Consider the following 23,473-nt stretch of genomic DNA (forward strand, 5'->3'; position numbering starts at 1 on the left):
CCCTTCAATCCCCTTGCGGTGCCGCATTTTTTTGCGACGAGAACCGCCCCGCCATTGCGGCCAAGCGCTGCAGTACCGGCTGTGGAAGAACACGTGCGACGAACACCATCGCCTTTTGACTGGTCGTCAGCGGCCAGGCCCCATCGCGCATCGACCCCTGTTTGGGTATTCCCAGCACGATCCGCGACACGTGGTGCATGCCCGATGCCGGCAGGATCCTGTTGGCTACCAACAGCATCGAGGCGTCCGGCCCGATGCCCCGGCGGCGGAACGCTCCGCGATCGTCGATCGCCTTGAGCAGGCCGTCGGTGAACCGCTCCGGTGGCCGCGCCATTTTCATCGCGAAGCGCCCGCGGCTGTTCATGGTGTTGTGCAGCCGGGCATACGGGCCGCTGAAGTTTCGGTCATCGGTGGTGCCCGCGTCGGTGATGATGTCGGTGTCATACGTGCCGGCCACCAGAACGGTGACACCGAGACCGAACGGCGCGATCTCGCACGCCATCGATTCCCCCCACCGCTCCAGCGCTCCCTTGGCCGCGGAGTACGGCGCGGTGGCGGGCTGGCCCCGTACCCCGGCCGCGCTGGACACCAGGACGATTCGCCCCTGGCCCGCCGCCCGCATCGACGGCAGCAGGGCCTGGGTGAGTGTGACGGGGCCCAGGACGCTGGTGGCGAGCATGCGCTGCCACAACGCCATGTCGGTCTCCTCCACCATTCCTGCGGCGGAGATACCCGCGTTGTGCACCAGTGCGTACGGGGCGCCCACGGCTTCTTCGATTGTCTTGGCCGCCGCGGCGATCGACGCGCTGTCGGTCAGGTCGAGCTGGACGCCGATCAACCGTTCGTCGTCAGGGGGCGGCAGCCCCTGACTCTGAATAGCCTCGCGCAGCCGCGGCATTGCCTGGTCGGGAGTGCGCATGGCCGCGACCACGCGCCACCCCTCCCGGTACATCCGCACCGCCGAGGCGAAGCCCAGTCCGCGGGACGCGCCGGTGATGACGACCGTGCGCGGCTCAGCCATGCTGGCCCGCCGTCGCACACGCGCCCTCACCGGGCGGCGGGGGAATGACGTGGGGTCGCCCGTTGGGCTCCCCGCTCGCCCATGTCGACCAGATGCCGACCGAGTAGGGGCCCTGGGCGCCCGCCTTCTCGTAATACCCTTGCGGGTCATACACTTTGGCTTCCGGATACGGCCACGGGCAGGCCACCGAGGTGGCGGCGTGGCTGACCTTGATGACCCAGAACCAGCCGCCGTAGGCGAAGTACGACACGTTGATGATGACGAACATCACCAGGAACGTGCCCAGCACCGGGCGCGTCGGGAACAACTTCGCTTTTGCGGCAAGCTTTTCCGCCACGGACTTACCGGTGTCGTCGCGGTAGCAGAGGATAGCCGCGGGCACCATCACGAAGCACACCGAGAACGACTCCCAGATCAGCGGGAACTGAAAGGTGGTGCCGGTGAACACCGATCCCCACGGGATCACCTGCGAGTAGATGTACATGCCCCAGTGGATGAGGATGTTCTCCAGGAAGGCATCGAAAATGAACCCGATCACCAGCGTGATCAAACCCAGGCTGACCAGGGGATGCCGCGACACATAGCTGGTGGGCCCGTACTTTGCCTGCAGTCTGCGCAGCAGCCAGACCGCCGGGAAGTAGGGGCCGAAGTAGAACATCACGTAACCGAAGACCACGAACGGTTCGACCGTCGGCGACAACGACACCAGTGGCCAGGATTCCGGCCAGTGAACGAGATCGGGGTTGTAGACCGCGAACGGTGACCAGTTCATGATCGGGTCCTGCCACACGATCAGCGTGGTGCACAGGAACATCAACATCACCGGGCTACCGGGATTGCGGCGCCAGCCCCTGATGAAGACGATCAACAGCAGGATCAGCGCCCCGACGGTGGCCCAGTCCAGGAACCCGATGTAGTCCAGACCGAACGTGAACTTCACCGGGCGCGGCCGGCCCTGCACGTTCGGGTTCGCGACGCGAGGGTCAAGCGCCACACGGCAATTCGCGATGAAGAACAGCGCGAAGGCGGCCAGCGCCGCTCCGGCGATCCAACCACCCCAGCCGCGCTTGGCTTTTCGCTTTTGGGCTGCCGGTTCCTCCCGCTCGGCAGGCGGCGTGGTTTGTTCCGTGGACATCAGTCTTCCTCTCCGAAGCGATCCACCAGGTGCGAGTTGATGCCATCGGCGTCGAGGGTGCGCGCCACCAGGTATCCGGCACCCATCCAGGCCCGGCGTGTCCATTTGCCGAACGACACGCGGGTACCGGGCGCGCCAGACGCGGCGGGCATCATCTTGACTCGCTCCAAAGCCTCTTTGACGCCCCGGGGGCTCAACGGATGTGCGTCGGTGAACGCGCGCACGAGCGTGGCGGCGACGTCGCGGTTGACCACGGTCACGCAGAACTCGGGGCGACTGCCGTTGTACTTCTTCGCGTAGCTGTCGAGGAAGTCCTGGCCGATCCGGTTCGCCTCGTCGTACTGGTCGACACCGGTCCAGCCCATGAACGCGTTCCACATGATCGGGTTGACCCAGGCGTTCTGCCACGCCGTCGTGGTGAAGCGGGGCGGGTCCCAGCCGAGGGACTCGAGCGCCGGGTTGATGAAGACGATTCCGAAGCCGAAGCCCAGGTGCACGATCGCCTCGGCCTTGGCCTCGTGCAGCGTCTGCACCGCTGCGTTGATGTCCTGGGCCGTCTGCGCGATGGCGACTTCCGCGACGATCCGAATGCCCTTGCGCCGGCAGGCGCTTCGCAGGTTCTTCAGGTAGCTCTCACCGATGAGGCTCTGTTCGACCAGGACACCGATTTCGGCCAGCCCGCGTTTGGCGATGAGGTCGGCCAGGAAGATCGGTTCATCGGTCATCGACCCCTGGGGGAAGGAGAATGTCCACTCGCCGAGCCAGTCGTCGGTGCCGGTCACGCTGATCGCGGGTACCTTGAACCGTTCCTCGATCGCTTCTCGCAACGGCACGCAGTTATCGGTGATGTTCGGACCGAAGACCACCAGGCAGCCCTCGTCGACCAGTTCGCCATACGCATCGATCACCGCCTTGACCGAACCCTTGGGCAGCCCCTCCACCTCGCGATAGATCATCTGCACGGGACGGTCCATCAGGCCCTGGGCGACGGCCTCTTCGAAGATGAGGTCGAAAGTCTGGGTGAATGCGGCGAACAGGTCTTCGGGGAACCCCGGCGGGAGGGTGAAGTCCATCAAATAGCCGACCTTGATCGGCTCTGCGCTGCTCTCGTAGGACATCCGACCTCCCAGGTGACTGAATCGCGCGCGCCGATCCGAAAAAACCTAATATTTGTTCAGACCCTAGCGGGGGCGGTATGCAGCGTCAATCATCGGGCCCGCCGGACCCGTCCGGACCGAGGTAGATCTGGATCATTTCGCCCAGCGCCTTGCCCACCGCGACGTCGTCGGTCAGCGGGCCCGCGATGGCGGCCCGGGCCGCCTCCTGCATGCTCAGGCCCTCGGCGACCAGCCTGCCCGCGGCGATCAGCACCCGCGTCGACGCAACCTCGCGCAGCCCGCCCGTTTCGAGCCGGCGGATGGCCTGACCGAACCGGACCAGCTCGGCCGCGGTGGCGCCGTCGACACCCGCCTCGTGCGCGACGATGCCCTCTTCGATATCGGCTGTGGGGAAATCGAATTCGATGGCCACCATGCGCTGCCGTGTCGAATCCTTGAGATCCTTCAGCACGCTCTGATAGCCGGGGTTGTAGGACACCACCAGGCCGAATCCCGGCGCCGCGTCCAGCGTGACGCCGAGTCGCTCGATGGGCAGCTGTCGCCGGTGGTCGGCCAGCGGATGCAGCACCACGGTGGTGTCCTGCCTGGCTTCCACCACCTCGTCGAGGTAGCAGATCGAGCCTTCGCGCACCGCCCGGGTCAGCGGGCCGTCCACCCACACCGTCTCGTCGCCGCGCAGCAGGTAACGTCCGACCAGGTCCGCCGTGGTGAGGTCGTCATGGCAGGCGACGGTGATCAGGGGACGGCCCAGCTCGTGGGCCATCGCCTCGACGAATCGGGTTTTTCCGCAACCGGTCGGGCCCTTCAGGACCAGCGCCAGGCCCTGGCGGTAGGCCGCCTTGAAAACGGCCTCTTCGCCGCCGACCGCTTGGTAGTAGGGCCGCACTTCTTCCTTTCCGTCCGCCTCGGACGGACCGCCGTTGAAGTATGCAAGCCCGGACTCGTTGGCCATAGCTTCCCTTCTGCTACTTCCGGCGATTGGAGCCTAACCGGAACAGATGTTTGTTTTCAAGTGCCCGGACGGGCGGTGTTGACCTTCTCGGGCGCCAACTATGTTCTGGGACTTGGCATCACCGATATCCTGCGACGAACCTCCGCCGAACGCAGGGCGGACCGGAACAGCGGTCCGATCACACCGGCGAGCTGATCGGGGCGCGCGATGGCGGCGTGCGCGGTGCTGCCGAACACCCGGCGCAGCGACGACGCATCGGTTCCCGCGCCGATCGTCAGGCATACGCAGCCGGTCCCCCGGCGGCGGGCCTCGGTCAGCGCACGGCGCGCGTCCGCGGCACCGTATGCCCGCTCGTATCCATGGTCGTAGGCCAGTCCATCGGAGAGCACCACCAACAGCCGCCGTGACGTACCGCCGCGCGCCTCCAGGGTCGCCGAACCGTGCCGGATCGCCGCGCCCAGGCGTGAATACGCGCCGGGTTCCAGGCTGTTGAGCCGCCGGATCACCTGGGCGTTCAGGTGGTCGTCGAACCGCTTCACCGGCACCATGCTCACCGCGCGACGGCCCTGCGAGTAATACGCGTACAGCGCGACGCGGTCACCGAGATCGTGCAGGGCCACGGTCAGGTTGGCGACCGCCGCACGCTGTTGTTCGTGCACCGTGCGCCCGACCGTTCCGGGTTCGCCCGACGAGCCCGACACGTCGAGCAGCAGCAGCACCGACAGCTCGCGACGGCGCCGCAGGCTGTCGAGGTACACGGCCTCGTCGGGCACCGATCCCGCCCGCACCTCGACCCGAGCCTCAACGGCCGCGTCGATGTCGATGTCGTCGCCCTGCGACTGCCGGTGCCGACGGTGCAGGCCCATGCCGAGCCGCGACAGCGCCCGCCGCACGCCGATGGCGTCGTCGAGTGGCCAGGTCGCCCCCAAAGGGGTGGCCTTGATCTGCGGCTCGACCTCGCGCACCGTGCACCACGCCGGCCGGTAGCTCTTGCGCGCGACGTCCCATTCCGGATATCGCACGCCGTCCGCGGTGGTTTGGCCCTCGTGATCGGCGTCCCCGTCGTCGCCGTTAGAGGTCGAGGCCAGCGACGTGACGGCGTACGCGCCGCGCTTGCCCGAATTGGTGCGATGGGTCGGGTTGTCCGCGCCCGGCGGCCCGCCCCCACTTCCGGTCTTGCGCGCCGACGAGAGCATCTTCTTCAACCACTTGCCGATGAATCCGCCCCCGCCTACCGGGCTGGTGAACAGGTCGGGGTCATCGGAGTCGTCGACCTCACCGTCGTCGAGCTCCTCGAGTTCCGTTGTGCCATTACGCCGCGGCACATGGCCGGCCTTCGCCTCTTCGTCTTGTTTGACCGCCCGGGCGCACGCGGACATCACTTTTGCCGCGCGGATCACGCCGAACTCCGGCGCAGGGTCTTCCAGCGCCACCCTTGCGGCGGCAATGTCGAGCGACGCGTTGGGTGAATCGCTACGCCCCGCGATGTCGCGGTCACCCAGCGACGCCAAAACACTTGGTAGCAAAGGGGCGTTGGCGACCAGCGCGCGGTGGCCTTCGACCGAGAGGTAACGCTTGGCCAACTTGCGACGGCGAACCAATGCGCCCACCACATCGGGCTCCAGGCTGCCGGCGGCGATCATCGACGCCTGCACGGCTACGGCTTTCAGTTGCGCGCGGGGCGCCCCGGCGGCATCGACGTGAATCGTCTGGCCGTCGGTCCATGCCGGTTCACCCGGTGGCAGCCCGGCGACCGCGACGGCCCGGCCCGCGAGCGCGGAGGCGAGCATGCCCAGGGTCTGCAGTCGGTCGGCACCGTCGCCGTCCCCCACGCTCAACCTCCAGATTGTTGACCAAATATCTGTTCCACCGTAAAGTCCGGCTGCACAGCAGTCAATGAATCAGGAGCACACGATGATTGACTTCACCGGCCAGGTGGCGGTGGTGACCGGTGCCGGTCGGGGACTCGGTCGGCTGTACGCGCTGGATCTGGCCCACCGCGGCGCCGCCGTGGTTGTCAACGATCTCGGTGGCTCGATGCGCGGGGACGGTTCCGACAAAGGTGTCGCCGACGAGGTGGTCGACGAGATCAAGCAGGCCGGCGGCCGGGCGATCGCCTCATACGATTCCGTGGACAACCCGGCCGGCGGCCAGGCAATCATCGATGCGGCCGTGGACGCGTTCGGGCGCCTCGACGCCGTCGTCAGCAACGCCGGCATCTTAGGCAGCGTGCCCTTCGAAGACCTCTCGCACGACGACTGGACGCGGATGCTGCGCGTGCATCTCGACGGCGGCTTTCACCTGTCCCAGCCCGCGTATCGCGTGATGAAGAACAACGACGGCGGACGATTCGTGTTCATCTCGTCCTCCGCCGGGATCTTCGGCCAGCCGATGGAGGCCCACTACGCGGCGGCCAAGGCCGGGCTGGTCGGGTTGACGAACGTCATCGCCATCGAAGGCGAAGCGCACGGGATACTCGCCAATTCCGTTATGCCCACCGGGTTCTCGCGGATGGTCACCGAGACGGTCGGCGACGAGAAGTTCCTCGCCGAATCGGGCTTCATGCAAGCCATCCGGCCCGAGCTCGTCGTGCCGCTGGTGACGTTTCTGGCCAGCACCGCCTGCACGTTCACTCACCGCAACTATTCCGCGTCCGCCGGCCGCTATGCGCGCGTTTTCGTCGGCCTCACCGAAGGCTGGCTCGCCGACGCCGAGAGCCGGCCCACGGCGGAGGACATCGAGGCGCATCTCGAGCAGATGTCCTCGACGGAGAAGTTCATCGTGCCGGCGTCGATCGTCGATGAGGTGCTGGAAGTGTGTGAGCGACGCGGCGTCAGCCCGATGCCGGGCAATGTTGAGGTCGCATTCCCCGAACCCGAGGGAGCTGAACGTGGACGGTGAATTGCGCGACCAGGTCAGGCATCTCACCGACCGTGCGGAGATCTACGACTGCATGCAGCGCTACGCGCGCGGAATCGACCGGCAGGATCGGGCATTGCTGCGGTCTGCCTACCACGACGGCGCCGTCGACGACCACGTCGGATTCGTCGGCGAGGTGGACGATTTCATCGACTGGGCGCTCGCGTATCACGGCAGCCAGACGCGATACCAGCACTATCTGCTGAACCACACCGCCGACATCGACGGCGACCAGGCCCACGCGGAGACCTACTACCTGTTCGTCGGCACCGACCGTGAGCCGGCGAACCACATGACGGTCTCCGGGGGTCGTTACGTGGATCGCCTGGAGCGGCGCGACGGAGGTTGGGCCATCGTCGATCGCGTCTGCCTGGTGGAGTTCATGAACGAATCGCAATCGCTGCTCACCGACGAAGCCATCGCCATGGTGCCCGGCAGCCGAACGCCCCGCCACGACAGGACGGACGCCTCATACGATCGACCGCTCACGGCATCGCGCATGCCCGCCAACATCGTTGACCAGATATCCGCCCAACCGTAGAGTCCGGCTAGGTCAGGGTTTTACGACGCTGAAGACAGAGGAACGTGGACTTTTCATACCCGGCGGAAGTGGAGCAGTTCCGCAGCGAGCTGCGTGACTGGCTCTCGCAGAACCTGACCGACGAGCTGGTGGCGGCGCGCCGGCCCACCGGCCGCGACGACGTCGCGTTCGAGATGTTGCGCGCGTGGAACGCGACGATGGCCGACGCGGGATGGGCCGCCGTATCCTGGCCGCCCGAATACGGTGGGCGCGGCGCAACGGTGCTCGAGCAGTTGGTCTACACCGAAGAGACCACGCGAGCTCGAGCTCCGATGCCGCTCAACGTGATTGGGCTCAACAACATCGCCCCGGCCATCATGCAGTACGGCACCGAGTCGCAGAAGCTCACGCTGCTCCCCCACATGATGCGCGCCGACGACATCTGGTGCCAGGGAATGTCGGAGCCCGAGGCGGGGTCCGATCTCGCGGCGCTGCGCACCCGCGCCGTGCGAGACGGCGACGACTTCGTCGTCAACGGCCAGAAGATCTGGACCTCACTGGGGCACCGGGCCGACTGGTGTCAGCTCTACGTGCGCACCGATCCCGAGGCGCCCAAGCACAACGGGATCTCCTGCCTGATCGTCGACATGACGCTGCCGGGCATCGAGGTCCGCCCGCTGGTCACGCTCAACGGTGACGCCGACTTCGCCGAGGTCTTCTTCCATGACGTGCGGGTGCCGGCGGACGCGTTGCTCGGTCCGCTCAACGGGGGCTGGCAGGTGGCCACCACCACGCTCAGCCACGAGCGCGCCGGGGCCGCCAGGCTGTACGCGGAGATGCAGGTGCGGCTCGAAGAGCTGGTCGACGATCTCGCCGCGGCCGGCACCGGCGCGCTGGACGATCCGGTGACGCTGCGGCGTCTCGGCGAAATCGCGGTCCGCATCAAGTATCTCGAGGTCCTGTGTCAGCGGTCGATCTCGGCGACGCTGCATGGCGGCGACGCGTTGGGGTCGGCCAGCCTCGCCAAGACCGTGTGGGGCGAGATCGGCCAGGACCTGGCCGCACTGGCCTTCGACGCTCTCGGCACCCGGGGGGCCGGCGCGCCGTGGGCGAACTACCGCCTGACGTCGCGGTCGCTGACCATCGCGGGCGGCACCACGCAGATCAACAAGAACATCACCGCGCAACGAGTGCTGGGACTGCCGCGCAAATGAACCTCGAACTCACCGACGAACAGGTGGCGCTGCGCGACACCACACGGCGCTTCCTCGCCGAGAAGGCGCCGATTTCGCAGCATGTGCGGGCGCTGCTCGACGATCCCGCCGGAACGAACGAGGCGGTCTGGCGCGGTCTCGCCGACCTCGGGACCACCGGCCTGCTGGTGCCGGAGGAGTACGGCGGCGCCGGGATGACGATGGTCGAGGCCGGCATCGTCGCCGAAGAGCTGGGCGCCGCGCTGCATCCGGGGCCGTGGTTGTCGACCGCGGTGGCCGCCGCGCGGGCGCTGACCCGGCTCGGCGACAACGACATCGCACCGAAGTTGTTGCGCGGCATCGCCGACGGCACCACAGTGGCCACCGTCTGCTTCCCGGATTCGGCGAACGCCTCGATCGCCGCGAGCCGACGCGATGAGGCGATCGTGTTGCGCGGCGAGATCGCCGCGGTGCCCGACGCCGCGGCCGCCGATGTCCTGCTCGTGGTCGCCGAAGACGACCACGGCAGCGCGCTTTTCGCGGTGCGCGCCGGCTCGTCCGGGTTGTCGGTCGCGCCCGAGCACGGCATCGACCAGACCCGCAAGCAGTTCCGCGTCACGTTCGACGCCGTACCCGCGCAGCGACTGGCCGCGGCGCCAGCGGACGACCTGGCGGCGGTGATCGACGACATGCTGATCGCCAGCGCGGCAGATGCGCTCGGCGCCGCGCGCGCCATCATGGGCCTCGCCGTCGAATATGCGAAAAGCAGAACACAATTCGGCCAGCCGATCGGCTCCTTCCAGGCCATCCAACACCTGTGTGTGGACATGTTCGAGACGGTCGAGCTGGCCCGCAGCGGTGTGATCCACGCGCTATGGGCCAGCGATGCGTTCCCGGGAGGCGACGGTCGATCCGGCGAAGAGCGCCATCTTGCCGCGATGCGCGCGAAGGCGTTCGCCGGACGACTGGCCACCGTGGCCGACACCGCCATCCAGGTGTTCGGTGGGATCGGCTACACCTGGGAGCACGATGCTCACCTCTACCTCAAGCGCCTACTGAGCTGGAGCGCGTTGCGCGGCGGCCCCGACGAATACCTCACCGAACTCGGTGCGCGCCTTGACAAGAGAGGCCGTCAGTGATGGACATCGAGTACCTGCTCACCGCGACGCCTTCGGCCCGCAAATCGCTAGACCTCGACGCGCCGGTGGACGCCGGCGACATCCGCGACTGCCTGCGGATCGCCCTGCAGGCCGCGAACGGGTCGAATGCCCAGGCATGGCGCTGGCTGGTGATCTCGGATCCGGCGCTGCGCACCAAGATCGCCGAGCTGTATCGCCAGGCCTACCTGCTGCGCGTCGGTGGACGGCTGATCGCCGGCCTGATGCCCGAGGGAACTCCCGAGAGCCGGGTCATGTCGTCGACGGAGTGGCTGGTCGAGAACATGGCTAGGGTGCCGCTGCTGGTAATCCCTTGCTATGAGCCCTATTTGCCTCGCATCGAGGGCGACGAATCGTTTCACCTGGCCACGTTGTACGGCTCGATCTTCCCGCCGGTGTGGAATTTCCAGCTGGCGCTCCACACCCGGGGATACGGGACGTGCATCACCACCCTGCATCTGCATCACGAAGAGGAATTCCGGAACCTGCTCGGGATCCCGTCAACCTACGTTCAGGGCTGCCTGTTGCCGGTGGGGCGGCTGCGGGCGGGCCGCACGTTCTCGCCGGCGCCCCGGCGGCCGCTCGAGGAAGTGGTTGCGTGCGACCACTGGGACGGTCCGCCGCTCTAGAATGGGGCTTTCACCGCTCTGTGCAGCGCATTCATCGCCGCACAGTCTGATAGCCTCTAACAAAGATTTGGTTCGGCAAGAGAGGACGAATGCGAATGTTCGCCAGCCCGCAGTCGTCCGGATTTGCACACCGCTAACCATGGCGAAGGCCGAGTCACTGCGAGCCAGCGGCACTGCTGATTCTCCGACCCGTCGCGCCGAGATCCTGGCCACCGCCGCGTCATTGATCGCGTCTTCGGGGCTGCGGACTTCGCTGCAGGAGATCGCCGATGCCGCAGGCATTCTTCCCGGCAGCCTGTATCACCATTTCGAGTCCAAAGAAGCCATCCTCGTCGAGCTGATACTGCGGTACCAGGAGGATCTGGAGCGCATCGGGCGGTCCGCGCAGCAGAGGCTGGACGGACCCGACGCCCGTCCGGTCGCCGACCAGATCATCGAGCTCGGGTCGGCGATCGCCACCTGCGCCGTCGAACACCGCGCGGCGTTGCAGATGTCGTTCTACGAGGGGCCGGGTACGGACCCGGAGTTGACCAAGCTGACGCAGCAGCGGCCGGTGGCGATCCAGGAGGCCATGCTGCAGACGCTGCGGGCAGGCCGGTGGAGCGGCTACATCAAGCCCGACATCGATCTGCCGACGTTGGCCGATCGAATCTGCCAAACCATGCTGCAGGTCGGCCTCGACGTCATGCGCCACAGTTCGTCGGCCAACCAGGTTGCCGAACTGTTGTGCCGAATCATACTGCAGGGCTTGGCAACTCGCCCTCCCACGGACGCGGCGCTGGACCGGTCCAATGCCTTTGCCGCCGCAAAGGACGTCATCGCGACGTGGTCCGACGACAGCGACGCGGACCCGAGCGACAAGGCGGCGCTGGTGCGCGCGGTGGCGCGGACGGAATTCGGCCGCAGGGGGTACGAGGTCACCACCATCAGGGACATCGCCTCGGCTGCCGGTCTGGGCACCGGCACCGTATACCGGGTGATCGGGTCGAAGGACGAACTCCTGGACTCGATCATGCGCTCGTTTGGCAAGAAGGTGGAGGCCGGCTGGGTCAGCGTGCTGCGTTCCGATGCCACACCCACCGAGAAGCTGGACGCGCTGAGCTGGGTCAACGTCAATGCGTTGGATCAGTTCTCCGATGAGTTCAGGATTCAGCTGGCCTGGATGCGGCTGTCGCCGCCGACCGCGAATCCGGGCTGGTCCTACACAACACGCCTTCGGCAGATGAAATCGCTGCTGTCCGAAGGGCTCCGCTCGGGCGAGATCGCGATGGACGCCCCGTCGACCGCGATGCTGGCGCGCTGCCTCATCGGCCTGCAGTGGATCCCGGAGAACATCCTCGCCGAGATCGGCAAACGCCCTGCTTTACTGCATGTTCGCGACACAGTCCTGCGCGGCGTCGCCGTCCGCGGCAAGTAAACCTCAATTAACCGCCCCGGTATTGAACCAAATAACTGTTACCCATACAGTTGAGCAGTTAGAACCGCGTTGGCATTATCCGAGAAGGGGATTTCCATGACCATTGTCGATCGGTTGCGCTACGACGGCAAGCGCGCTCTCGTTGTTGGTGGCGCGACTGGCATGGGCGCCGCGGCGGCCAAGTCAGCGGCCGAGCTGGGTGCCGAAGTCATCGTGATGGACTACGCACCGGTGGACTACAAGGTCGCCCAGTCCGTCCAGGTGGACCTGCGCGACCCCGCGTCCATCGATTCCGCCCTCGAGCAGGTCGACGGCCCCATCCACGCGGTGTTCTCCGCCGCCGGCGTTGCCGACGGCACGATCGACCTGATGAAGATCAACTTCATCGGCCACCGCCACCTCATCGACCGGCTGCTGGAGAAGAACAAGCTGCCGAACGGCGCGGCGATCTGCTTCATCTCTTCCGTGGCCGGCATGGGCTGGGAGAACGACCTGGACCTGATGCTGGAATTCCTGGCCACGCCGGACTTCGCGGCGGCCGAGGCGTGGTGCCAGGCGCACGAGGCCGAGGGCATCAACCACTACGGCACCAGCAAGAAGGTGATCAACACCTACGTGGCGACCCAGGGCTATCCGCTGGCGAAGAAGGGCATTCGGATCAACGCGATCTGCCCGGGCCCGACGGACACCCCGCTGGCCCAGGCCAACGCGGACCTGTGGCTGTCCTTCGCCCAGGACTACCGCGACGAGACCGGCTCGAAGGTGCACACGCCCGAGCAGATGGGCGATGTGATGACGTTCCTCAACAGCGAGGCGGCCTGCGGCGTCAGCGGGATCACGCTGCTGGTGGACTCCGGCCACACCATGGCCTCGATGACGGGCGCCTACGCGCCCGGCAAGCCGATCATCGACATCATCATGGGCAAGGTAAAGCTGTAGTGGCGATCGCGAGCGCGGCGTAGCCGGGCGAAGCGGGTCGCCACCATCGGGTGTAGCCCCGCTCCCGTCGGGATCAGCCGCGCTACCGTCGGAGACATGGCACGAGTCATCGTCTTCGGCGGACACGGCAAGGTCGCCCTGCAGCTCGCCCAGATCCTGACCCAGCGCGGCGACCAGGTGAGCTCGGTCTTCCGCAATCCCGATCAGTCCGACGACGTCGCTGCCACCGGTGCCAAGCCGGTGGTGGCCGACATCGAGCGGCTCGACACCGACGCGCTGGCCGACCTGGTGACCGGGCACGACGCGGTCGTCTTCTCGGCCGGGGCGGGTGGTGGCAATCCGGCCCGGACCTATGCCGTCGACCGCGACGCGGCGATCCGGGTGATCGACGCCGCCGCACAGGCCGGCGTCAAGCGGTTCGTGATGGTGTCCTACTTCGGTGCGGGCCCGGATCACGGTGTGCCGCAGGATGATCCGTTCTTCGCCTATGCCGAGGCCAAGGCCGCCGCCGATACCCGCCTGCGGGACAGCGACCTGGACTGGACGGTGCTGGGCCCCGGCCGGCTCACGCTGGAACCGCCGACCGGCAAGATCGTCCTTGCGAAGGGAAAGGGAGAGGTCTCTCGCGCCGACGTCGCGCTCGTAGCGACCGCCGCGCTAACCGACGATTCGACCATCCGGCGGACCATCGAATTCAACAACGGCGACATCCCGATCGCCCAAGCGTTGGCGAACTGACTAAACTGCTTCTCGCAGCTGGTCTGCTTGCGCCGCAACCGCGGCGCGGGCATCGAGCGAGGCAACGTTAGTAACGCTTCGTGAGAGGGAACCCGGTGAGAATCCGGGACTGTCCCGCAACGGTATGCAGGAACGACCGCCGTCAGAGTTTTTGGCAAGCACTGGTCACTACGACTGGGAAGCGACGGCCACTAGGAGCACCACCCGGTGCGCGCCTGCGAGTCCGGAGACCTGCCGGCTGTGCCGGGCGCGCCGCGTCCGGCGGCTCATCGCCTCGAGGAATGGGCGTCAGGCTGCAGCCGTTGCGGTTAGTACTCGGGTACGCACCGCTAACGGATCAGCTGCACGTCCGCCGGCGGTGACCACCACGCCGATTGAAGGACGAATATCGTGACCCCTCAAGCATTCACCGCAACGGTTGTCGGCTCGCCACGCATCGGTCCCAAGCGCGAACTCAAGCGCGCCACCGAGGGCTACTGGGCCGGACGCACCAGCCGAGCCGATCTGGAAAAGGTCGCCGCCACGCTGCGCCGCGACACCTGGAAGGGCCTGGCCGACGCCGGCCTGGACTCGGTGCCGGTGAACACCTTCTCCTACTACGACCAGGTGCTCGACACCGCGGTCATGCTGGGCGCGCTGCCGGCCCGGGCCGCGCAGGTCGCCGACGATCTCGATCGCTACTTCGCCGCGGCGCGCGGCAACAAGGACGTCGCGCCGCTGGAGATGACCAAGTGGTTCGACACCAACTACCACTACATCGTCCCCGAGATCGGGCCCGATACAACGTTTTCGCTGAACCCGGACAAGGTGCTCTCGGAGTTGAAAGAGGCGCTCGGACAAGGGATTCCGGCCCGTCCGGTGGTCATCGGCCCGATCACGTTCCTGCTGCTGAGCAAGGGCGTCGATGGTGGTGGCGCGCCTATCGAGCGGCTCCAGGAGCTGATCCCGATCTACTCGGAGCTGTTGTCGCTGCTCGCCGACAACGGCGCGCAGTGGGTCCAGCTCGACGAGCCCGCGCTCGTCACCGACATCTCCCCCGACGCCCCGGCTTTGGCCGAGGCGGTCTACAACAAGCTGGGTTCGGTGAGCAACCGGCCGGCCATCTACGTCGCCACCTACTTCGGTGACCCCGGCGCCTCCCTGGCCGGGCTGGCCCGCACGCCCGTGGAGGCGATCGGTGTCGACCTGGTCTACGGGGCCGACACGGCGGTGGCTTCTGTTTTTGGGGCGCCCGGCTTAGCCGGCAAGACCCTGGTCGCCGGTGTGGTGGACGGGCGCAACATCTGGCGCACCGACCTGGAGTCGGCGCTGGGCAAGCTGGCCACCCTGCGGGGCTCGGCGGCCCACGTGGTGGTCTCGACGTCCTGCTCGACGCTGCACGTGCCGTACTCGCTGGAGCCCGAGACCGGCCTGGACGACGCGCTGCGCAGCTGGCTGGCATTCGGACAGGAGAAGGTCGCCGAGGTGGTGACGCTGGCCCGGGCACTCAACGAGGGCCGCGACGCGGTCGCCGACGAGATCGCCGCGTCCAACGCCGCGGTCGCGTCCCGCAAGAGCGACCCGCGCCTGCACAACGACCGCATCCGGGCCCGCATCGATTCGATCGTCGCGTCGGGTACGCACCGGGGCGACGCCGCCCAGCGCCGCAGCAGCCAGGAGGCGCGGCTGCACCTGCCGCCGCTGCCGACCACCACCATCGGGTCGTTCCCCCAGACCGTCGAGATCCGCAAGGCGCGCGCCGCGCTGGCCGCCGGCGAGATCGACGAGGCCGAGTACCAGAGGCGGATGAAGCAGGAGATCGCGGACGTCATCAAGCTGCAGGAGAGCCTCGGGATCGACGTGCTGGTGCACGGCGAGCCGGAGCGCAACGACATGGTGCAGTACTTCGCCGAGCAGCTGGACGGCTTCTTCGCCACCAAGAACGGCTGGGTGCAGTCCTACGGCAGCCGCTGCGTGCGCCCGCCGGTGCTCTTCGGCGACGTGATCCGCCGGCACCCGATGACGGTGGAGTGGGCCAGGTATGCGCAGTCGCTGACCGACAAACCGGTCAAGGGCATGCTGACCGGTCCGGTGACGATCCTGGCGTGGTCGTTCGTCCGCGACGACCAGCCGCTGGCCGACACCGCCAACCAGGTGGCGCTGGCCATCCGTGACGAGACCGTGGACTTGCAGGCCGCGGGCATCGCGGTGATCCAGGTCGACGAGCCCGCGCTGCGGGAGCTGCTGCCGCTGCGTCGCGCCCACCAGGAAGACTACTTGCGTTGGGCCGTAGGGTCTTTCCGCTTGGCCACCTCCGGCGTCGCGGACTCCACCCAGATCCACACCCACCTGTGCTACTCGGAATTCGGTGAGGTGATCGGCGCCATCGCCGACCTGGACGCCGACGTGACGTCCCTCGAGGCGGCACGCTCACACATGGAGGTGCTGGACGACCTGAACTCGATCGGCTTCTCCAACAGCGTGGGTCCGGGCGTCTACGACATCCACTCGCCGCGGGTACCGAGCACGAACGAGATGGCCGAGTCGCTGCGCGCGGCGCTGCGGGCCGTGCCGGCGGAGCGGCTTTGGGTCAACCCCGACTGCGGGTTGAAGACCCGCAACACCGACGAGGTGAACGCGTCGCTGAAGAACATGGTTGCCGCCGCGCAGGAGGTCCGGGCCGGCGTCTAGCCCTTAGCCGAGGCCGAGCTGGGGCACTCCCCCGCGAGCGGGAAGTACCCCCACTCGCTTGCGGGGGACACGCCAGTATGGCGCTCGGCCTTCGCCCTTACTCTGGCGTGGCGGTCGACGGTGCCTCGTCCGAAACCAGTTCCACCGGAACGTCGTCGGCCCACGGCTGGCGGACCACCATGTCGGCGACCCGGACGATGCCGCGCTCGAACTCACCCGTCGCCGCGTCGACCAACCGGTATGCCTGCGTCTGCTTGTGGATCGGTTGCGCGTCAAGCAGAACCACGCGGACCTCACCCGGTTCGAAGTGGCAGCGCTCCTGCATGGCGGCGATCAGTTGCTCGTTGTGCATGTGGCCGTCGCCGAAGTTCCAGCCGATGGCGGTGCTGCAGATCCGCTCGCCGTCGGTGATGACGTAGTCGTCCTCGTTCTGCCCCGCCATGGCGCGGTGCGCCAGCGTGAACAGCGCGCGACCGTGAGTGTTGAATCCGCGGAACGCATATCCCATGTAGATCGGGATCTGCGCCGCCTCGGGGCTGCCGTAGAAGCGCTCCAGCTGGGCCTGCGGCATGCTGGCGATCGCCACGATGCCCCTGCCGATCTTGTCGCTGGCCGAGGGCTTGATGCACCACAGCGTGGTGTCCCAGTTGCCTGCGTAGTAACGCATTCCGGGCAGGAACGAGATCTTGCGCGGAAACATGTTGCCCAACACAACGATTCCTGCGATGACGACGAACAGGACCGCCACCACCACGGGGTGTCGCAGGTCGCGCAGCCCGATGTGGGTGTGCGCGACGAACAACGACAACACCCCGAAGATCATGAAGACGTTCCACTCCAGCGGCACGCCCATCGGGATCGAGACCAGGATCCCGAGGTGGAAACAGACCATCGCGATGGCGGCGATCGTGACGGGCCAGCCACCGTGGCAGAAGAACAGCGGCAACGGCACCAACATCTCGATGGCGGTGCTCAGGTGCGCCAGCCACCGCGACAGCCGTCCCGGCCGCAGATCATCCGGAAAGCTTTCGAAGAAGCGCCGTTTCAACCAGCGGGGCCGCACCAACGGGTTATTGGACATCATCGTTGAGATGACGAAAGGAAAGTGTTTGTTGAGCTTGGATGTCGCGGCGCCCACCCAGATCACCAGGAACACCACCTTGGACCCGACGATCATGTCGGGCGCGGCGAACAGGAACGTCACCGCCATGGTTGCGTACACCTCGCCGCGGGCGGCCAGGAAGATCACTTTGTCGCGCAGGCCGACCACCGCCAACAGCAGCAGGATCAGCACGATCTTCCATGCCGGCAACAACCCGATCCTGGTGCCCAGCTCGGGTATCGGCCCGGTGCCGTCGGCGAACAGCGCCGCCAGCGTCACCAGAAGGAAGAGCCCGTACAGCGCGACGTCGACCGGCTTGCGCTTGGTGCCCTTGGTGAGCGGGACCCGATCCGGCCACGGTGGCAGCCGGATGGTGCCGAAGCGCATCCAGTACAGAATCGAGCCCATCGGCGGGAAGAACCGGTTGTTCAAAGGGCCGAAGCCGCAACCCAGCCCGATCACCTCGAAGAGCATCGTGTAGAGCACGACCTTCTCGAACACGATCGGCTCCGACCACCACGACGCGACGCGCGTGAAGCCGCCGAGGCCGTTCGTGGCTGACGCGAACAGCCACGCACCGAGGATGTAGAGCAGGATTTTGACGACATAGAACAGATGCAGCACGACCGGCGTGCCGAAGCCCACCTCGGCCCAGTGCTTGGCCATCGGCCGGATCTTTTCGCTGCGGCTGCCCTTGTTCCATTCGGCCATGTCGAGCTGCGGCAGCTCGGGCTTCAGAAATCCCATGGTTTCACAGACTAGAACCTGTTCTAGGGCTGCGTACTGCAACCTTGGCAAGAAACCTTTGCCTGCGCCTTTCGCGCCGATACCGTTGAGCGGGTCGGCGTGCGCTTAGGGGGTTCCATCATGAGCAGGCCTTGGTCGCTGGCATGGGCAACGGTTACCGCCGTCTTCGCGATCACGTCGGCCGCCGAAGGCCGTGCCGATCCGCCGATGCCCGGCGACGAGTGCACGGTGTTGCACTCGACCACCCGGGACGTCAATGACAGACCGATGTGGTGCAACCCGACGACCACCGGACCCCATGCGCTGGTGTGGCAATACGGCGGGCCTTCGTAGCGGTTGCCGACCGATTGGTCTGTGCGCCAACTCATCTCACTCATCCCGCGGCGCTCTGCTCGAACGCCGGCTACAGCCGCGTTCGAACTCCGGCGGAAATCTGCGTTAACCGACCACCGCCGGCAGCCGAGCAGTGTAGTTTGCTGCTGGGGTGGACGAGGTTGAGGAGCCAACCGTGTCTGAGGTCGATTATTGCGTGGTCGGAGCGGGATTCGCGGGTTTGACGGCCGCGTTGCGGCTCAAACAGGGGGGCCATTCGGTGGCCTTGCTGGAGGCCCGTGATCGGGTCGGTGGCCGCACCTTCACCGAAACCCGAGCCGACGGGACATGGATCGACCGCGGCGGCGCGTGGATCGGTCCGGGCCAGGACCGAATCTATGCGCTCATGAACGAATTCGGCGTGCCGGAGTACAAGCAGCACAACGACGGCGACGCCATGATGATCGTCGGCGGCAAAAAGCACCGCTACGGCGGCGCCATCCCGTGGACCGTCAGCCCGTGGGCGGTCGCCAACCTCGGCCTTGGTTTGGCCGCCATCGAGAAGATGTGCAAAGCGATTCCCCGCGAGGCCCCGTGGGAGGCGAAGAAGGCTCAGGAGTGGGACCGCATCAGCATCGGGCAATGGATCGAAAAGAATTCCATGTCCAAGGAGGCCGCCGAGATGCTGGACATGGCCTTCGCCGGCCTCTACACCTCGGCAGCGTCGGAGACGTCCTTGCTGTGGGGGCTACTGCAAACGGCCTCCGCGGGTGGACTCACCTTCGCGATTTCGGGCAAGGGTGGCTCCCAAGATGCCCGCCCGGTTGGTGGGATGGGCGCCCTGCACCGCCCGATGGTGGCCGAACTGGGCGACGCGCTGCACCTTTCGCAGCCGGTCCGGCAGATCACCCAGGATGCCGACGGAGTGACGATTACCGCGGCCGATCTGACGGTGCGGGCGCGCCGCGTCATTGTCGCGATCCCGCTGGCGATCGCCACCTCGATCCAGTACGAGCCAATGCTCCCGGTGGACCGGGCGTTTCTGCACCAGCGCATGCCGAGCGGCGCGGTCATCAAGACCTCGCTCATTTACGACGAGCCGTTCTGGCGGGCCGACGGACTCTCCGGCCAGTCCGCCGCGCCGGGGTCCCCGGCCACCCTGACCATCGACGCCTGCACGGACACCGGGGACCCGGGAATCATGTGCGTTATCACCGAAGGGCCCGCGGCGCGCCGGCTGACACAGCTCGACGAAGCCGAGCGCAAAACGCTGATCATCGGCGAACTCGTCGACCGGTTCGGCAGTAAGGCCAAAGCGCCGCTGGAGGTCCACGAACAGAACTGGACTGTGGACCGCTATTCCGGTGGCGGAATGATCGGCCACGCCCCCACCGGCGTGCTGACCGAATTCGGCTACACCTTGCGCGAACCCTGTGGCCGGATCCATTGGGCCGGCACCGAGAGCTCGGCCGTGATGTGCGGGTGGATCGACGGCGCGATGCGCTCCGGCGAGCGCGCCGCGGCCGAGGTGGCCGAGGCCGAGACCGCCGCTGTCGCGTAGCCCAGATCCGCGCGGCAGCGCGGCCAAATCACTTGTGCCACTTTTGTTTCAGTGGTTTTAGTTGAACGCGTTTTGTCGGTGGCCTGGCTTAGCATTCGAACATGGGTTCGATAGGCGACCGCGAGCAGATTCAGGCCGACGCTGACGCGTTGTGCTCTGCGGCTGCTCGTTTTCAGGAGCATTCCTATGCGGCGCTGAGCAACGCCGAACGCTTGGCAATCTTGGAGAAGCTCGAATGCGTAACGCGCAAGCTCCAGACGCCAAGCCACCAACTCATCAATCAGCTTGGTGAGCAAGCGGATCCGACCGAATTGGGCGGAAAGTTGCCATGGGCCTTGGCCGACCGGCTACACATCACCCGGGCCGAGGCCGGACGGCGCATCGCCGAGGCCGCCGATCTGGGCCCGCGCCGTGCGCTTACCGGCGAGCCGTTGGCTCCGGTGCTGCCCGCCACCGCGGCGGCTCAGCACGACGGGACTATCGGCGCCGACCACGTGGCGGTGATCCGGCGGTTTTTTCACCAATTGCCCGAGTCCGTCGACCTCGAGACCTGTGAGCACGCCGAGCAGCAGCTGGTCGCCAGGGCCACCGAATTTCGGCCCGATCAGCTCGCCAAGCTGGCCCGCCGCCTGATGGACTGCCTCAACCCCGACGGCAGCTACACCGATGCCGACCGGGCGCGGGTGCGCGGGCTGGTGCTCGGCAACCAGCAGGCCGATGGCATGTCGCACCTGAGCGGATGGCTGACACCCGAGGCCAGAGCCAGCTGGGAGGCAGTGCTGGCCAAGCTCGCCGCACCCGGGATGTGCAACCCTGATGACGACGCACCGGTCGTGGACGGCGCGCCTGCTGAAGAGGCGATTCAGCGCGACACCCGCCGCGCCGCCCAACGCAACCACGACGGCCTCAATGCCGCGCTGCGCGCGGTGCTGGCTAGCGGAAAACTAGGCCAGCACAACGGGTTACCGGCATCGATCATCGTCACCACCACACTCGACGACCTCGAACGCACCACCGGCAAGGGCCTCACCGGGGGCGGCACCCTGCTACCGATGTCGGACGTGATCCGGCTGGCCCGCCACGCTCATCATTACCTGACGATCTTCGACAAGGGCAGATCGCTTGCGCTGTATCACACCAAGCGGCTGGCCTCGCCCGGACAGCGAATTGTCCTGTACGCCAAGGACCGTGGGTGTTCGCATCCGGGTTGCGACGTGTCTGGCTACTACTGCGAAGTCCACCACGTAACCAGTTATGCCACGCGACCCAGCACCGACATCGACGAACTGGCCTTCGCGTGCGGCGGTCATCACCCACTGGCGGAGAAGGGCTGGACCACCCGAAAACGCGTCAACGGCGACACCGAATGGATCCCGCCGCCACACCTCGACCGCGGCCAGCCCCGGGTGAACACGTTTCATCATCCCGAAAAATTGCTGGCCGAGGATGGCGACGACGCGGCGTAAAGCTCGCAGGGTCGAACGGAGCGCGGGCAGGGCCCACCGCGGTTATTGCTGCGGCGGAGGCGGAGGGAGCGGCGCCGGCGCCGTCCGGCGAGGACGAGGCCGAATTTGGCCACAGTTCAGGCCGATTATGCAGTCCGAGCCGCTTGCTTGAGGTTGGACGGCGTCGTTGCAGCAAACGCCGTCCGGCGATGCGGGCGTCGGGGCCGCAATCGGCGCAGGGGCGGCGTTGGTACGCGGAATACCTGCACCGCCGACACCGCCGAGCGCCAGTGCAAGCACGGCGGCACCAGCGCACGCTACGGCTCTGCCCGTTCGATTCGCCATGGCACCCGATCCTAATTTCTCGCTGCTGAATGTATAGAGCCGCAGCGCGGCTTTATGGCGCGGTGGCGCACCCCGAGCAGCTCTTTCCTCCCCGACATTTCGACCACCTCCACAATCCCGCGAACTCGAATCAGCGAACGCCCTCGGCCTGCCACCAGTCGTACAGGGCGGCTTGGGTGCTCTCCGGGGCGATGCCCTGCTCAGCGACTACCAGCGTCCGCGCGGGGATGTCTGTCCAGACTAGATAGACGCCGTCATCTCGGCCGGTGCCGAGGAACACCACCGACCCGTAGTGCCCGCCGCGATTCCACTCGGTGGGCCCCGTCGTGCCATCCGGGAAAGGTTGCGCCGGAGTCTGCGGGGCCTCCGCGAGGCCCCGCTGGAAGTCGCCGTTCAGATCGTCGGTGTTGGCGTACAGCAGGTAATCCGCGTTCCAGGGGCCGCCGGGATCGTGACTGTAGTTGTCGCAGTTGACTGCGGCCACCGCCACGGCGGAGTGCGCGCCGGCGGGGTGGCAATCTGCGGGGGTGTAGCCGCCCGAGAGGTGGCTCATCAGCGTTTGCACGTCTACCGGATTATTGGCGGGGTCGGCCGCGGCCGTCGTGGCCAACCCAGCGGCGGTCAGACCGGTCAAGGCGGCGGTAACCACGCCGGCCCGGGCCAGACGGGAACGCAGGCGGACCATCGTCGTCTCCTTTGCTCCACAATGAGCTACGGCGGTGAGTTTAACCCCAAGCCGCGCACCGCCGCTCTACCAAGACGCCCTGAGCTGCAGCGCATCGCCACGGGTATCGACGGCAGCGGCGATGCCCCCTGATCAGCCGGCTTGCTTGGCCGGTGGGCGGTAGAAGATCGCCAGCTGGCCGATGGCGCCGGCCAGGCCCAACCCCGCCGAGATCACCAGGCCCTGCCAGCCGTCGAACCAGTTCTTCCCGAACACCAGGTAGTCCAGGCTGTATTTGCCCGCGCCGAGCGTGGCCACGCCCACCGCGCTGAGCGCCAGCACCAGGTTGTACTCCCAGCCCTCCTTGACGATGAAGAAGCCGTTGGCGCGGTGCACGGTCCAGGCCGCGACGATCATCAGCGAGACGAAGCCCGCCGCCGGGATCGGGGTCAGAAATCCAGCGGCCAGGCCCAAACCGGCGGCCATTTCGGTGGTCGCGGCCACGGTGGCGTGGAACTTGCCGGGCTTCATGCCGATGCTCTCGAACCAGCGCGCGGTGCCCGGGATGCGGCCGCCGCCGAAGAACTTGTTGTAGCCATGCGCGGCCAGCGTCACGCCCAACACCAGCCGCAGGATCAGTACTCCGACGTCATGGAACGTGTCATATGAAGTCATAACTGTAAACCTAGATCATGGGCCGGGTGACACCACAAGAGCCGCCGAGCAGCTACGTCACTTAATCCGCTGGTCCGTGTGGGAACATAGCGGGCGTTCCGACGTCGGCCCGATCAGTAGCCACACCATTAAGGGGGTGCACCACGGCTGGCACCGCACCAGGCAGCGGCGCCCACCGCAATGCGTCAAGCGGCCGCGGGTCTACGCCTACCCA

20 protein-coding genes and 1 riboswitch are annotated in these 23,473 nt (G+C 66.8%); of the genes, 12 read left to right on the plus strand and 8 right to left on the minus strand.

From position 1 onward, the window contains the following. Window positions 1–4 precede the first annotated feature (4 nt). The 5 genes from A5760_RS14470 to A5760_RS14490 form a co-directional block, all read right to left on the minus strand. Complete coding sequence (locus A5760_RS14470; protein WP_064881852.1) at window positions 5–1,021, minus strand: SDR family oxidoreductase; 1,017 nt, start codon at window positions 1,019–1,021, stop codon at window positions 5–7. Further along, window positions 1,014–2,156, minus strand: a complete 1,143-nt coding sequence (locus A5760_RS14475) for a spirocyclase AveC family protein (RefSeq protein WP_064881853.1) — start codon at window positions 2,154–2,156, stop codon at window positions 1,014–1,016. The genes A5760_RS14470 and A5760_RS14475 overlap by 8 nt, the downstream gene beginning before the upstream one ends. Beyond that, window positions 2,156–3,274: an ABC transporter substrate-binding protein gene (locus A5760_RS14480; RefSeq protein ID WP_064881854.1), complete on the minus strand. Its 1,119-nt coding sequence runs from the start codon at window positions 3,272–3,274 to the stop codon at window positions 2,156–2,158. The genes A5760_RS14475 and A5760_RS14480 overlap by 1 nt, the downstream gene beginning before the upstream one ends. 85 nt (window positions 3,275–3,359) lie before the next feature. Then, complete coding sequence (locus tag A5760_RS14485; protein ID WP_064881855.1) at window positions 3,360–4,226, minus strand: CbbQ/NirQ/NorQ/GpvN family protein; 867 nt, start codon at window positions 4,224–4,226, stop codon at window positions 3,360–3,362. 98 nt (window positions 4,227–4,324) lie between these two features. Then, window positions 4,325–6,016, minus strand: a complete 1,692-nt coding sequence (locus tag A5760_RS14490) for a nitric oxide reductase activation protein NorD (protein WP_419538248.1) — start codon at window positions 6,014–6,016, stop codon at window positions 4,325–4,327. Window positions 6,017–6,140: 124 nt separating this feature from the next. Between A5760_RS14490 and A5760_RS14495 the strand changes: the two genes are divergently transcribed. From A5760_RS14495 to metE, 9 genes are all read left to right on the plus strand, one after another. Then, window positions 6,141–7,127 (plus strand): SDR family NAD(P)-dependent oxidoreductase, encoded by a 987-nt coding sequence (locus A5760_RS14495; RefSeq protein WP_064882000.1) that lies wholly within the window; start codon window positions 6,141–6,143, stop codon window positions 7,125–7,127. Then, a complete protein-coding gene (locus tag A5760_RS14500) occupies window positions 7,117–7,686 on the plus strand; it encodes a nuclear transport factor 2 family protein (RefSeq protein WP_064881857.1) in 570 nt (189 codons plus the stop codon). Before A5760_RS14495 ends, A5760_RS14500 begins: the two co-directional genes overlap by 11 nt. Window positions 7,687–7,730: 44 nt before the next feature. Next, complete coding sequence (locus A5760_RS14505) at window positions 7,731–8,879, plus strand: acyl-CoA dehydrogenase family protein (protein WP_064881862.1); 1,149 nt, start codon at window positions 7,731–7,733, stop codon at window positions 8,877–8,879. Beyond that, window positions 8,876–9,997 carry an acyl-CoA dehydrogenase family protein gene (locus tag A5760_RS14510; RefSeq protein WP_064881863.1) on the plus strand — a complete coding sequence of 374 codons (1,122 nt, stop codon included), beginning with the start codon at window positions 8,876–8,878 and terminating at the stop codon, window positions 9,995–9,997. The genes A5760_RS14505 and A5760_RS14510 overlap by 4 nt, the downstream gene beginning before the upstream one ends. Then, entirely contained in the window at window positions 9,997–10,644 is a 648-nt protein-coding gene (locus A5760_RS14515; protein WP_064881864.1) for a nitroreductase family protein, read from the plus strand. Before A5760_RS14510 ends, A5760_RS14515 begins: the two co-directional genes overlap by 1 nt. Before the next feature lie 139 nt (window positions 10,645–10,783). Further along, window positions 10,784–12,061 carry a TetR/AcrR family transcriptional regulator gene (locus A5760_RS14520; protein WP_064881865.1) on the plus strand — a complete coding sequence of 426 codons (1,278 nt, stop codon included), beginning with the start codon at window positions 10,784–10,786 and terminating at the stop codon, window positions 12,059–12,061. 96 nt (window positions 12,062–12,157) lie between these two features. After that, a complete protein-coding gene (locus A5760_RS14525; protein WP_064881866.1) occupies window positions 12,158–13,000 on the plus strand; it encodes an SDR family oxidoreductase in 843 nt (280 codons plus the stop codon). Between the two features lie 96 nt (window positions 13,001–13,096). Then, window positions 13,097–13,738, plus strand: coding sequence for an SDR family oxidoreductase (locus A5760_RS14530; protein ID WP_064881867.1), 642 nt, complete (start codon window positions 13,097–13,099; stop codon window positions 13,736–13,738). Between the two features lie 51 nt (window positions 13,739–13,789). After that, window positions 13,790–13,992: riboswitch (cobalamin riboswitch) on the plus strand. Window positions 13,993–14,128: 136 nt separating this feature from the next. Further along, window positions 14,129–16,408 carry a 5-methyltetrahydropteroyltriglutamate--homocysteine S-methyltransferase gene (metE, locus tag A5760_RS14535; protein ID WP_064881869.1) on the plus strand — a complete coding sequence of 760 codons (2,280 nt, stop codon included), beginning with the start codon at window positions 14,129–14,131 and terminating at the stop codon, window positions 16,406–16,408. A gap of 97 nt (window positions 16,409–16,505) precedes the next feature. Here metE and A5760_RS14540 read toward each other — a convergent pair whose 3' ends face one another. Beyond that, the gene (locus tag A5760_RS14540) at window positions 16,506–18,257 is read right to left on the minus strand and encodes a DUF3556 domain-containing protein (RefSeq protein ID WP_064881871.1); all 1,752 of its coding nucleotides are present in this window, start codon (window positions 18,255–18,257) and stop codon (window positions 16,506–16,508) included. Window positions 18,258–18,377: 120 nt separating this feature from the next. Between A5760_RS14540 and A5760_RS14545 the strand changes: the two genes are divergently transcribed. From A5760_RS14545 to A5760_RS14555, 3 genes are all read left to right on the plus strand, one after another. After that, window positions 18,378–18,590 (plus strand): hypothetical protein, encoded by a 213-nt coding sequence (locus A5760_RS14545; RefSeq protein ID WP_064881873.1) that lies wholly within the window; start codon window positions 18,378–18,380, stop codon window positions 18,588–18,590. A gap of 175 nt (window positions 18,591–18,765) precedes the next feature. Further along, window positions 18,766–20,130 (plus strand): flavin monoamine oxidase family protein, encoded by a 1,365-nt coding sequence (locus A5760_RS14550; protein WP_064882002.1) that lies wholly within the window; start codon window positions 18,766–18,768, stop codon window positions 20,128–20,130. A gap of 101 nt (window positions 20,131–20,231) precedes the next feature. Then, window positions 20,232–21,596 (plus strand): HNH endonuclease signature motif containing protein, encoded by a 1,365-nt coding sequence (locus A5760_RS14555; RefSeq protein WP_064881874.1) that lies wholly within the window; start codon window positions 20,232–20,234, stop codon window positions 21,594–21,596. 454 nt (window positions 21,597–22,050) lie between these two features. Here A5760_RS14555 and A5760_RS14560 read toward each other — a convergent pair whose 3' ends face one another. Further along, window positions 22,051–22,605 carry a hypothetical protein gene (locus tag A5760_RS14560; RefSeq protein ID WP_064881875.1) on the minus strand — a complete coding sequence of 185 codons (555 nt, stop codon included), beginning with the start codon at window positions 22,603–22,605 and terminating at the stop codon, window positions 22,051–22,053. 132 nt (window positions 22,606–22,737) lie between these two features. After that, the gene (locus A5760_RS14565) at window positions 22,738–23,259 is read right to left on the minus strand and encodes a DoxX family protein (protein ID WP_064881876.1); all 522 of its coding nucleotides are present in this window, start codon (window positions 23,257–23,259) and stop codon (window positions 22,738–22,740) included. Between the last annotated feature and the right edge of the window lie 214 nt (window positions 23,260–23,473).

Source organism: Mycobacterium colombiense (assembly GCF_001665835.1).
Classification (GTDB): Bacteria; Actinomycetota; Actinomycetes; order Mycobacteriales; family Mycobacteriaceae; genus Mycobacterium; species Mycobacterium colombiense_A.

Coding starts and splice junctions, on each gene's coding strand:
- A5760_RS14470 (WP_064881852.1), bottom strand. CDS start 1,021: ATGGCTGAGCCGCGCACGGTCGTCATCACCGGCGCGTCCCGCGGACTG.
- A5760_RS14475 (WP_064881853.1), bottom strand. CDS start 2,156: ATGTCCACGGAACAAACCACGCCGCCTGCCGAGCGGGAGGAACCGGCA.
- A5760_RS14480 (WP_064881854.1), bottom strand. CDS start 3,274: ATGTCCTACGAGAGCAGCGCAGAGCCGATCAAGGTCGGCTATTTGATG.
- A5760_RS14485 (WP_064881855.1), bottom strand. CDS start 4,226: ATGGCCAACGAGTCCGGGCTTGCATACTTCAACGGCGGTCCGTCCGAG.
- A5760_RS14490 (WP_419538248.1), bottom strand. CDS start 6,016: ATGCTCGCCTCCGCGCTCGCGGGCCGGGCCGTCGCGGTCGCCGGGCTG.
- A5760_RS14495 (WP_064882000.1), top strand. CDS start 6,141: ATGATTGACTTCACCGGCCAGGTGGCGGTGGTGACCGGTGCCGGTCGG.
- A5760_RS14510 (WP_064881863.1), top strand. CDS start 8,876: ATGAACCTCGAACTCACCGACGAACAGGTGGCGCTGCGCGACACCACA.
- A5760_RS14515 (WP_064881864.1), top strand. CDS start 9,997: ATGGACATCGAGTACCTGCTCACCGCGACGCCTTCGGCCCGCAAATCG.
- A5760_RS14520 (WP_064881865.1), top strand. CDS start 10,784: ATGGCGAAGGCCGAGTCACTGCGAGCCAGCGGCACTGCTGATTCTCCG.
- A5760_RS14525 (WP_064881866.1), top strand. CDS start 12,158: ATGACCATTGTCGATCGGTTGCGCTACGACGGCAAGCGCGCTCTCGTT.
- A5760_RS14530 (WP_064881867.1), top strand. CDS start 13,097: ATGGCACGAGTCATCGTCTTCGGCGGACACGGCAAGGTCGCCCTGCAG.
- A5760_RS14540 (WP_064881871.1), bottom strand. CDS start 18,257: ATGGGATTTCTGAAGCCCGAGCTGCCGCAGCTCGACATGGCCGAATGG.
- A5760_RS14545 (WP_064881873.1), top strand. CDS start 18,378: ATGAGCAGGCCTTGGTCGCTGGCATGGGCAACGGTTACCGCCGTCTTC.
- A5760_RS14555 (WP_064881874.1), top strand. CDS start 20,232: ATGGGTTCGATAGGCGACCGCGAGCAGATTCAGGCCGACGCTGACGCG.
- A5760_RS14560 (WP_064881875.1), bottom strand. CDS start 22,605: ATGGTCCGCCTGCGTTCCCGTCTGGCCCGGGCCGGCGTGGTTACCGCC.
- A5760_RS14565 (WP_064881876.1), bottom strand. CDS start 23,259: ATGACTTCATATGACACGTTCCATGACGTCGGAGTACTGATCCTGCGG.